Below are 10,593 nucleotides of genomic sequence, written 5' to 3' on the forward strand. Positions count from 1 at the left end.
GTAAGCATCCGGTGGGAACCGCGGTCAGGCGGCCTTGACGCTGGCTGCGGGGGCGGCCCAGTTCCACGGGAGCAGTTCGGGCAGGCGTGAGACGGGGATGTCGGAGATGCGGGCGATGACGTCGGCGAGCCATGCCTGCGGGTCGATGCCGTTAAGCTTGGCGGTGCCGATCAGGGTGTACATGACGGCGGCGCGCTGGCCTCCGCGCTCGGAGCCGGCGAAGAGCCAGGACTTCCGGCCGAGGGCCACGCCACGGAGCGCTCGTTCGGCGGCATTGTTGCTCAAGCAGATCCGGCCGTCCTCCAGGAACCGGGTGAAGCCCGGCCAGTGGTTCTGTGACAGCAGGTAGTCGATGGCCTTGGCCACCTTGGCGTGTTTCGACAGCTGCGCGCGTTCGCCCCGCAGCCAGCGCTCGAGGTCCTCGACGAGCGGCGCCGACAGCTGCTTGCGGACCTCCAGCCGTGCCTCTGGGGCCTGGCCGTTGATGCCGCGCTCGATCTCGAAGAGGGCATCGATCCGCCGGACGGCTTCCAGGGCGATGGGGGAGATGTCCTTGGCCGATTTGCCCTTGCGGACGTTGGTCTCGACGTCGGCAAGCTCGAAGAACTTGCGCCGCGCGTGGCTCCAGCACAGTGCCGGGACCACCGGCCCGGGCTGCCGCGCGGGATCGTAGAGCGGGTTGTAGCCGGCATAGGCGTCGGCCTGCAGGATCCCCTGCCAGCCCTTCAGATGCGCCGTCGGATGTTCGCCGCCGCGGTCGCGGGAGAAGTGGAAGACGACCGCCGGAGGTGCGGTGCCGTCGAACGGCCGGTCATCGCGGACATAGGTCCAGAGGCGTGCGGTCTTTGTCCCGCCGCGGGCCAGGAGCGGTACGGTGGTGTCGTCGCCATGCAGCCGGGTGGTGGCGCGCACATGGGCCTCGATCAGCGCCTTGAGCGGCGTCAGCAGGGCGGTCACGGCGCCCACTTGGTCGGCCAGCGTCGACAGGCTCAGCTCCACTCCTTCGCGGGCATAGCGCTCGGCCTGACGGTTCAGGGGCTGATGCTGCCCGTACTTCTCGAACACGATCATGGCGAGCAGGCTGGGGCCGGCCCAGCCGCGCGGGATGGGATGGAACGGGGCGGGTGGCTGGCTGATCTTCTCGCAGTGCCGGCAGGTGAACTTCTCGCGCACCGTCTCGATCACCTTCCACTTGCGCGGCACCACCTCCAGCGTCTCGGTGATGTCCTCGCCCATCTTCACGATCCGGTCCGAGCCGCAGGCGCTGCAGCATGTCGGCGCCTCGACCACGACGCGTTCGCGCGGCAGGTGCTCGGGGAACGGCTTCTTCACGGGCTTGCGCCGATCAAAGGCCGCGACCTTCGTCGTCTTCTCGGCCGTCTGCTCAGCCCCGGCCGCGTCCTCGGCGGCATCGGCGACCAGCTCCTCGAGCTGGAGTTCCAGCTGGTCGAGGAGCCTTGCGGTGCGTTCCGGGCTGCGGCCGTACTTGTCGCGCCGTAGCAGCGCGATCTCGAGCTTCAACGCCGCGATCATCGCCTCGGAGGTCGACACCACCGCGCGGGCCTGCGCGAGGTCGGCCTCGGCTGCGGCGGCGCGCCCCTCGGCGACAGCCAGAGCGGCGCGCAGTTTCTCGAGTTCGGAGGCGGCCTCGGACATGGCCAAAATCTACCACGCCGGGCTTGCAAAGCCCATGAAAAACAGACCGGAGACGGTGATTTATCCCACCTTTGCAGGGCGTTGCGTCCAGCGCGGGTTGCGCCAGTCGATACCTTCCAGGAGATAGCCCAACTGCGCCGCCGAGACCTGAACGGCCTCCCCCGAGCCGCCCGCGGGCCAGATGAACTTCCCTNTTCCCTGCCTCCAGCCGCTTCGCATAAAGCGACATGCCGACGCCGTCATGCCAGAGGATCTTCACGAGATCGCCCCTGCGCCCCCGAAAGCAGAAGAGCTCGCCCGCGTGCGGGTCGCGCCCGAGCCCCTCCTGCACCTTCAGCGCCAGGCTGTTCATCCCGCAGCGCATGTCGGTCACGCCGCCCGCGATCCAGACCTTCACCCCGGCCGGAAACGCAATCATCTCGGATCCACCACGGCCAGCAGGGCCGCAAGATGCGACGGCGGTAGTGACGCAGGGATCGTCATGCACCGCCCGTTCGGCAGCGTGATGTCGATCCGGGCATCCTGCGATGGCGGCGCCGAGTGCCCCACCGGGGCCGCCGCAGCCTCCTCCATCACCAACGGCACGAAGCTGCCGCCAAGATCCGGGCCCCCGAGCGTCCCATCGCGATACGCACGCCGCCAGATCGACAGCAGCGACCGCGAGATCCCGTACCGCCGAGCCGTCGCCGACCCCTGACGGTGCCCACGGAAGCTCTCCTCGACGATGCGGACCTTGTCCTCGTCAGACCAGTGCCGACGACGACCCACGTCCTCGGCGGTGAAGAGTTCGATCGGGGTGAAACTGGAAGAGCATGACATAAGGCCATGCCTTACGCCTATTCACGCGGCCAGCGCAGACGGCTCACGCCGGATGCTCACTGCGGTCCTTCCAGCTGCAGAAGTTCATCGAATGCCGGGTCAGATGCACGATGCAGGTCTGGACCATAGTCTCGGGGAAGGCCGCGGTGATCGCCTCGGGGAAACCCTTCAGCCCGTCCACAACCGCGATCAGGATGTCCTGGACGCCCCGGTTGCGCAGCTCGGTCATCACCGACAGCCAGAACTTGGCGCCCTCGTTATCAGCGATCCAGAGGCCGAGGACCTCGCGCTCCCCGTCCCGGGTGACGCCCAGGGCGATGTAGACCGCCTTGTTCTTCACCGTCCGGCTGTCGGCATCCCGGATCTTCACCCGCAGCGCGTCGAAGATCACGATGGGATACATGCGGTCCAGCGCCCGGTGTTGCCATTCCCTGACCTCGTCCAGCACGGCGTCGCTCGCCATTGGGCTTGAACCAATGGCGCCTCAATGGCTCGCCGCGGCTGATCAGGTCGGGCGACACCCGCAGCCCGTAGAGCTCCTCCAGATGGGCGTTCGCCATTGGGCTCGAACCAATGGCGCCTCAATGGCTCACTGTCGCGCACCGACAGCCCGGCGGCATAGAGCCCGACGATCTTGTCGTCGATCCCGTCGATCCGGGTCTCGCCCTTCTTCACCAGCTCCGGCTCGAAACTGCCCTGCCGGTCTCGCGGCACCGCAAGCGGCAGCTCGGCACCGGCCTCATAGCCCAGATGCGCGCTCAGCTCGGCCCCGAGCATGCGCTCCATCAGCCGGACCTTCAGCTCCTTCATCAGCCCGGTATCACCAAGGAGATCCTCAGGCCGCCTGCAGCCCTTCAGAAGCTCGTCCAGCAGCTCGTTCGAAATCGTCATGGTCCATGTCCCTCTCAGGAAGCATGGACCGGATTACCCATACACAGAAGATCGGACACTCTCCGTTGGCCCGGAAGCTGGCCGTGACCCTCCACGCCATGTGGCGCACCAACACGCCCTTCCGGGAGGCCGCGACAGTATAGGGAGACGAACGAAACGACGCTGACGGCCAGCGTAGCGGAATGCGTCCAGCCGGGACGCGCGGCGAGGGCGAGGTCGCTCCCGGGTTTGGGCACCGAGCGCGCACACCACTTCGATCCACGAGACCCTGAACGCCAACATGTGGCGCCAGCGTGATGACCACGGAGAGAAACCCAGAGCCCAGCACGCAGGACGAAGCGCAGCGAGATCAGCACTTGAGCAACGCGATTGGAGAATCACCGGGGACACAGCCTATTGGGATGAGCGAGGGCGCCACCACGATGCACTCATGCCCCATCTCCACAAGATGGCGCTGCAGGCCATACCCGCAGGCACCCGCCTCATAGCAGAAATGCAGCCGACCCCCGCCTGCGGCCACCTTGTCCACCAGTTTGCGGACATGATCGGGACGGTGCGGCACCGCGCCCCATTGGCGGACCTCACTGCCGCGCTCGCCGCGCGCAACCGCGACCGAGAGCGTCGCCTTGTGGACATCCAGCCCGATGAACGTGCTATCCTGTAGTTCGTCTCTCCCCCATTCTTGAGGCTCGGCGCCAGCCCGCCTAGCGCAACCCTCGAACGGAGAATGCCGCGCGAGAGGCCACCGGTCCAGTCAGCTCACGCCGCGATCATGGGATCAAACACCTAGGAGGGCGAGCTTTCCAGGCAGCTGGCTTATGCTCGAGGGACTTGAAGTTACCCAAGAGTTGGGGTCCGATCCCGAGGGTGCGGCCTATTCGGAGTTGCCCCCTCGGTATCTGTCGCGAGTCGAACTCTGGCACCCTAACGGGTCGGGTGATGAGATGGGAAAGCGGGCTGATGAGGGGAGTGAGTGAGGGTGAAAGGATGATAGACGGGTGGAATGCGGCAGAGAAGCCGCTTTGTCTGCTCATATCGCTTCCGCGCTCGGTCGAGCGCCGGGCGCGAATGGAGGCTCAAGCCACAACCCTGCCCTGGCCGATGGTGCTTCAGCCAGGGGTGGATGGCACTGCCCGCTGGAAGGAACTGTCGCGTAGCGTTGATCTGCGGTCCTTTCGTCGCAACACCGGGCGCGAGGTACTGTCGGGCGAGATCGGCTGTTATCACGCCCATCTTGCCGCTTGGGCGCGCATCGCCGAAAGTGGCGCTGAGGCGGGACTGATCCTTGAAGATGACGTCGTCCTGCACCCCGGTTTCGCTTCCGCTGTTGCGGCCGCCATGTCGGCCCGTTCGGAATGGGATGTGCTCAAGCTCGCGCATATCCGCGCCCGTGGGCCGGTCTGCCAGGGGCGGCTGGCAGGGTGGCGCATGAACGCCTATCTCGGTCCGGCTACCGGGATGGGCGCCTATCTGATCGGATCTGGCGCTATCGAGCGTCTGCTGCCACGGATGCTGCCGATCACCCGGCCGATCGACCACGAGATCGACCGAAGCCACATCCACGACTTGCGTCACTTCGGATTGGAGCCTTGGCCCGCCCACCCCGATGACGGAGGCGAGAGCACCATCACCGGCACGGACTATGACAGAGTCCGGAAATTCTCTTGGTACCGCCGGTTGCCTGTGCACGGGCTACGGGTGAGCAACCTGCTGGGCAAGGCCGCCCATCTGGCCCGCTATGGACGTCTGCTCCCCCGTTACGGCCCTGTGAGAACGGCGGTAAAAGTTTCGTCCACGACAGAAGCAGGATGATTATTCCCGTAGTTATGTATCGGAAGATTCGTCCGACTTATGCAGAAGGCATGGGCCAGAGGCAGACGCCGCGCGCTTCAAAATTGCGCAGTGTTAGCCCGCCGCGATGCGTCCTGCGTGGCCGAACTGTTCGTCGAAGAGGGCGCGGAAGGGGCCGCCTCGGGCGAGAAGCTCGTCGACGGGGCCCTGTTCCAGGACGCGACCGCCTTCGAGGTAGCAGACCGTGTCGGCGTTCAGGACGGTCGACAGGCGGTGGGCGATGACGATGGTGGTCACGCCCCGGCTGATGCGCTCCAGCGCGTCGCGGACCAGCGCCTCGGAGTGGCTGTCGAGGGCGGATGTCGCCTCGTCCAGCAGCAGGATGGGGGCGCGGCGCAGCACCGCGCGGGCGATGGCGATGCGCTGGCGCTGGCCGCCCGACAGGAACGAGCCGTTCTCGCCCACCGGGGTGTCGTAGCCCTGCGGCAGGGTGCGGATGAATTCGTCGGCGTGGGCGGTGCGGGCGGCCTCGATCACCTCCTCGTCCGAGGCGCCGGGGCGGCCGAAGCGCAGGTTCTCCATCACCGACGTGGAGAACAGGAAGGTGTCCTGCCCCACGAAGGCGATGCGCTTGCGCAGGGAGGCGAAGGTGGCGTCCGCGATGTCCTGCCCGTCGATCAACACCCGGCCGGCGTGCGGGTCGTACAGCCGCATCACGAGGTTCAGCACCGTGGACTTGCCCCCGCCCGAGGGGCCGACGAGGGCGGTCATCTTGCCGGCCTCGAACGTCAGGTCCATGCCGTCGATCACCGGCTTGTCCTCGGCATAGCCGAAGCGGACGCCGTCCAGGCGCACCTCGCCCGCGCCATCGCGCAGGTCGGTGGCGCCGGGGCGCTCCAGCATGGTCTGGGGCTGGTCCAGCAGCTCGTACATCATGCGCACGCCGACCATGCCCGCCTCGATCGACACGCGCATGCGCGACAGCCGCTTGGCGGGCTCGTAGGCCATCAGCAGCGCGGTGACGAAGCTCATCAGCTGGCCGGGGGTGCCGGCCTCGATGCCGAACAGGTTGACCGCCGACAGCACCACGATGCCGCCGATCGCGAGCCCCGTCAGCGTGTCCAGAAGCGGCGTGGTCGCGGCCTCCAGCCGGGCGATCTTGTTGGCGCGGGTCTCCACCTGGCGCACGGCGGTGCCCATGCGGGTGGCCATGCGTTCCTCCAGGGCGAACGCCTTGACCACGCGGACCCCGGTCGAGGTTTCCTGGATCACCTTGATGATCTCGGCCATGCCCGCCATTTCCTGGGACATGATCTCGCGCACCTTGGACAGCAGGCGGCGCAGACCCCACAGCACCACCGGCCCCAGCACGAGGCAGACCATCGACAAAACCGGCTGCTGGTAGATCATCACCGCCAGCAGTCCGATCAGCGTCAGCAGGTCGCGCACGAAGCTCGTGACGATGGTGTCGATCACCCGCCGCGCCATCTGCGCGCTTTGCGTCACGCGCATCAGCAGGTCTGAGGATTCGGTGATGTTGAAGAACGATACCCCCTGCGTCAGCAGCCGCTGGTAGAGAAGTTCCTGCTTCTCCGCCACGATCCGGTTGCCGGCCCGCGTCATCATGACGACCTGAATGAAGCTCGCCGCGCCCTTGAGCACGAAGATCGCCACCACCGCGCCTGCGACCATGAAGACGCGGCCGCGGTTGTCGGGCTCGGTCATGGAATCAACGATGGCCCCCATGGACCAGGCGGCCGCCGCGGCGGTGGCGGCCACCACCACCATCGCGGCCACGGCGACGCCGTACTTGCGCTTCTGCCCCGGCACGCTCTCCATCAGCAGGCGCGCCAGCAGGCCGGGACCGGCCAGCCGCCGGATCAGCCGCCACAGCCGGCCATCGGGCTGGGGCACGGTGTCGTCCTGGCTGCGGCTGCCCGCGGCGGGCACCGGGGTTGGACGCACGGTCGCGCCGTCGGTTGCCGTGTCAGACCCTGCTGCCATGTCCGTTCCACACGCCCTGTCGGCCACGCGCCGCGCGGCAATTCCCCCCCGCATACCCCCCACGGCCGCGGATGTCGAGAAATCCCCCGCCGCGCCCTCAGCCCAGCCCGCGCATCCGCGCCGAGCGGCGGCGCAACAGCTCCACCGCCAGCAGCAGCAGCACCGAGATCAGCATCATGAAGCTGGCCGCCGCCGCGATGGTGGGGTCGAGGTTCTCGCGGATGCCGCTGAACATCTGGCGCGGCAGCGTGCGTTGCGCGGGACCCACGAGGAAGATCGCCACCACCACCTCGTCGAACGAGGTGGCGAAGGCAAACAGCGCCCCCACCGTGACGCCGGGCGCGATCACCGGCAGCGTCACCCGTCGGAACGCCAGGATCGGCCCCGCCCCCAGCGATGCCGCCGCCCGCGGCAGGTTGGTGTCGAACCCCTGCAACGTGGCCGACACGGTGATCACCACGAACGGCACCCCCAGCGCGGTGTGCGCCAGGATCAGCCCCAGCAGCGAATTCGTCAGCCCCAGCCGCGAGAACAGGAAGAACATCCCCAGCGCCGTGATCACCAGCGGCACCACCATCGGCGACAGGATCAGCGCCATCAGCAGCCGGCTGCCGGGGAACGGCGCGCGCGCCAGCCCCAGCGCCGCCATCGTGCCCAGCACCGTCGCCAGCGCCGCCGCGCACACCCCCACGACAAAGGTGTTGCGGATCGACAGCTGCCAGGTGGCCGAGGCGAAGAACGCCTCGAACCAGCGGGTGCTGACGCCGGACAGCGGATAGGTCAGGAAGCTGCCTTCGTTGAACGCCAGCGGCACGATGGCGATCAGCGGCGCCACGAGGAACAGCAGCACCAGCCCGCAGAACAGCAGGTAGAGCGCATATCCCACCCGCTGGGCCCGGCTGGCATGGGGCGGCAGGCGCATCATCCGACGCTCAGCTCACGGGTGCCGAAGACGCGGGAATACAGCACGAACAGCACCGCCACGATCCCCGTCAGCATCGTCCCCAGCGCCGCCGCAAGGCCCCAGTTGGCCGTCTCGGTGGCGTAGAAGGCGATGAAATAGCTCAGCATCTGGTCGCCGCGCCCGCCCACCAGCGCGGGCGTGATGTAATAGCCGATGGACAGCATGAACACCAGCAGCGTGCCTGCCGCCAGCCCCGGCATCGTCTGCGGCAGGTACACCCGCCGGAACGCGGTGGCGAACGGCGCGCCCAGGCTCTGGGCCGCGCGCATGTACCACGGCGAGATCCCCTGCATCACCGCATAGAGCGGCAGCACCATGAACGGCAGCAGCACCTGGCTCATCACCGCGATCACGCCGAAGCGGTTGTAGATCAGCCGCAGCGGTTCGCCGATCGCGCCGGTCCACATCAGCGCGCTGTTCACCAGGCCTTCGCTTTGCAGCATCACGATCCACGCCGCGGTGCGCACCAGAAGCGAGGTCCAGAACGGCAGCAGCACCATCACCAGCAGCACCGCCCGCACCCCGCCCGAGACCGTTGCCAGCAGATACGCAAGCGGAAACCCCATCACCGCGCACACCACCGTCACCGTGGCCGCGATCCCCAGCGTGCGCAGCGCAAGTTGCACGAACAGGCGTTCATCGGGGGGTTGGCGCGCGATGCGGTCATCCAGGCCGCGCTCCATGTCCAGCGCATGCAGCATGTAATACGACGTCCACGGCCGGGCGGCGCGTTGCAGCACCACCAGATGCGCGGTGTCGGCCCAGCGGTCGTCGATCCCCGTCAGCGTGTCGCGCCAGCCTTCGGGCGGGGCGTCGGCCCCCAGGTCCGGCAGCGCGCGCGCGGTGCCGAAGATCACCGTGCGGAACCCCGTCAGCTCCTGGTTGAGGCGCTGCGCCGGCAGCGCCAGCGCGCGGGTCTGGCGGCCCGCGATCAGGTCGGCGGCGATGGCGGCATAGACCTCCTCGGAGGGGGGGCCGTCGCGGTCCCACGACGCGATGGCCGCGGCGGTGCGCGGCATCGCATCCGCGACCGATCGGTCATGCCACGCCGCGCCCAGCATCTGCACGATCGGCAGCACGAACACCACCGCCAGGAACAGCGCCAGCGGCGCCACCAGCCCGAAGGCGCGCAGCTGCCGGCGCCGTTCGCTGCGCCACAGCCGCGCCCGCAGCGCGCGCGCCTCGGCGCGGTCGAGACCCGGATTTGCGCCCCGATTGGCGCCCTGATCCGGGCCAGGTTCGGCCAGCGCCGCCATGCGGTGTTACCGCGCCGCCCAGCGGTCGAAGCGTTCGGTCAGGCTCTCGATGTTCTCGACCCAGAACTCGGTGTCGAACTCGATCGCTTGCTCGATGTTGCCCGGGGTGGTGGGCAGGTCGGCGGCGAATTCCTCGGGCACGAAGTCGCTGGCGGCGGTGACGGTGGTGCCATAGGCGATGAATTCGGGCATCTGGGCCTGCCGCTCGGGGGCGATGGTGTAGTTGATGAAGGCGTGGGCGGTGTCCACGTTGGGGGTGCCCTCCACGATCACCCAGCTGTCGATGGCATAGATGCTGCCGGGCCAGACCACGCGGAAATCGGTGCCGCCGGTGCGGTTCGACGCGGTGACGCGGCCGTTGTAGACGGTGCTCATCACCACCTCGCCTGCCGCCAGCATCTGCAACGGCTGCGCGCCGGCCTGCCACCAGATCACGCTGTCGCGCAGCTCGTCGAGCTTGGCGAACGCGCGGTCCACGCCTTCGGGGGTGCGCAGCACGTCGTACACCGCGTCCGGGGCGACGCCGTCGGCCATCAGCGCGAATTCCAGGTTGTACTGCGCGCCCCGGCGCAGCCCGCGCGTGCCGGGCCAGGTGTCGGTGTCCCAGAAGTCGGCCCAGCTTTCGGGCGCGATGTCCACCCGGTTGGCGTCATAGGTCAGCACCTTGGACCACACGATGGTGCCCACGCCGCATTCGGTGGCCGCACCGGGGATGAAATCCTCGGGGCCGAAATCCAGCAGGTCGTAATCGATGGGGACGAACAGCCCTTCCTCGCAGCCGAGCGTCAGCTCCTCGGCCTCCACCTGGACGACGTTCCAGGTGGGGGTGCCGGACATCACCTGCGCGCGCAGCACGCCGACGCCGCCGCCGAATTCATCCTCCAGCACGGTGACGCCGAACGCCTCGGCAAAGGGGGTGAAGTACAGCGCGCGCTGCGCGTCCTGGTACACGCCCCCCCAGGACGAGACCGTCAGCGTCTCGGAGGTGGCGGGGGCGGCGATCAGGGCGCCGGCCATCAGTGCACACAGGCGCGTGGGGGTGCGGGTCATCGGTGTCTCCCTGTGGGTGCCGCGGCGTTGGCGCCGCCGTTTGTGACCGGAGGGTGCGTCGGCGCATCGGCGCCGGTCAAGGGGGCGCGCGGGGGGGAGGTGCGAAAACCCCGCCCCATCCGGGCTGCCGGGGGCCGCCGCGCCCGCGATGCGGGCGCCCGG

7 protein-coding genes and 3 pseudogenes are annotated in these 10,593 nt (G+C 68.2%); 1 reads left to right on the plus strand and 9 read right to left on the minus strand.

The genetic code is table 11. The annotated features are described in order from the left end of the window. Positions 1-24: 24 nt before the first annotated feature. The 5 genes and pseudogenes from tnpC to CCR87_RS17775 all read right to left on the minus strand — a co-directional run. Entirely contained in the window at positions 25-1,656 is a 1,632-nt protein-coding gene (gene tnpC, locus CCR87_RS04915; protein ID WP_201156452.1) for an IS66 family transposase, read from the minus strand. 194 nt (positions 1,657-1,850) lie between these two features. Continuing rightward, a pseudogene (gene tnpB, locus CCR87_RS17150) lies at positions 1,851-2,074 on the minus strand (IS66 family insertion sequence element accessory protein TnpB); the annotation flags it as partial. Further along, positions 2,071-2,475, minus strand: coding sequence for an IS66-like element accessory protein TnpA (gene tnpA / locus CCR87_RS04925; RefSeq protein ID WP_201156453.1), 405 nt, complete (start codon positions 2,473-2,475; stop codon positions 2,071-2,073). The gene tnpA and the pseudogene tnpB, both read right to left, overlap by 4 nt. Positions 2,476-2,536: 61 nt before the next feature. Then, a pseudogene (locus CCR87_RS17155) lies at positions 2,537-3,366 on the minus strand (IS256 family transposase); the annotation flags it as partial. Between the two features lie 376 nt (positions 3,367-3,742). Continuing rightward, a pseudogene (locus CCR87_RS17775) lies at positions 3,743-4,012 on the minus strand (IS110 family transposase); the annotation flags it as partial. Between the two features lie 341 nt (positions 4,013-4,353). Between CCR87_RS17775 and CCR87_RS04940 the strand changes: the two are divergent. Further along, positions 4,354-5,178: a glycosyltransferase family 25 protein gene (locus CCR87_RS04940; protein WP_201156454.1), complete on the plus strand. Its 825-nt coding sequence runs from the start codon at positions 4,354-4,356 to the stop codon at positions 5,176-5,178. 93 nt (positions 5,179-5,271) lie between these two features. On the opposite strand, the gene CCR87_RS04945 is transcribed toward CCR87_RS04940, so the two are convergent. The 4 genes from CCR87_RS04945 to CCR87_RS04960 all read right to left on the minus strand — a co-directional run bounded on the left by CCR87_RS04945 (position 5,272) and on the right by CCR87_RS04960 (position 10,431). Then, positions 5,272-7,107 (minus strand): ABC transporter ATP-binding protein, encoded by a 1,836-nt coding sequence (locus CCR87_RS04945; protein ID WP_338048876.1) that lies wholly within the window; start codon positions 7,105-7,107, stop codon positions 5,272-5,274. A 151-nt stretch (positions 7,108-7,258) separates the two neighbouring features. Then, positions 7,259-8,083 (minus strand): ABC transporter permease, encoded by an 825-nt coding sequence (locus CCR87_RS04950; RefSeq protein ID WP_201156458.1) that lies wholly within the window; start codon positions 8,081-8,083, stop codon positions 7,259-7,261. After that, positions 8,083-9,381, minus strand: coding sequence for an ABC transporter permease (locus tag CCR87_RS04955; protein WP_201156455.1), 1,299 nt, complete (start codon positions 9,379-9,381; stop codon positions 8,083-8,085). The genes CCR87_RS04950 and CCR87_RS04955 overlap by 1 nt, the downstream gene beginning before the upstream one ends. Before the next feature lie 6 nt (positions 9,382-9,387). After that, a complete protein-coding gene (locus CCR87_RS04960; RefSeq protein WP_201156456.1) occupies positions 9,388-10,431 on the minus strand; it encodes an ABC transporter substrate-binding protein in 1,044 nt (347 codons plus the stop codon). Between the last annotated feature and the right edge of the window lie 162 nt (positions 10,432-10,593).

Source organism: Rhodobaculum claviforme (assembly GCF_016653255.1).
Classification (GTDB): domain Bacteria; phylum Pseudomonadota; class Alphaproteobacteria; order Rhodobacterales; family Rhodobacteraceae; genus Rhodobaculum; species Rhodobaculum claviforme.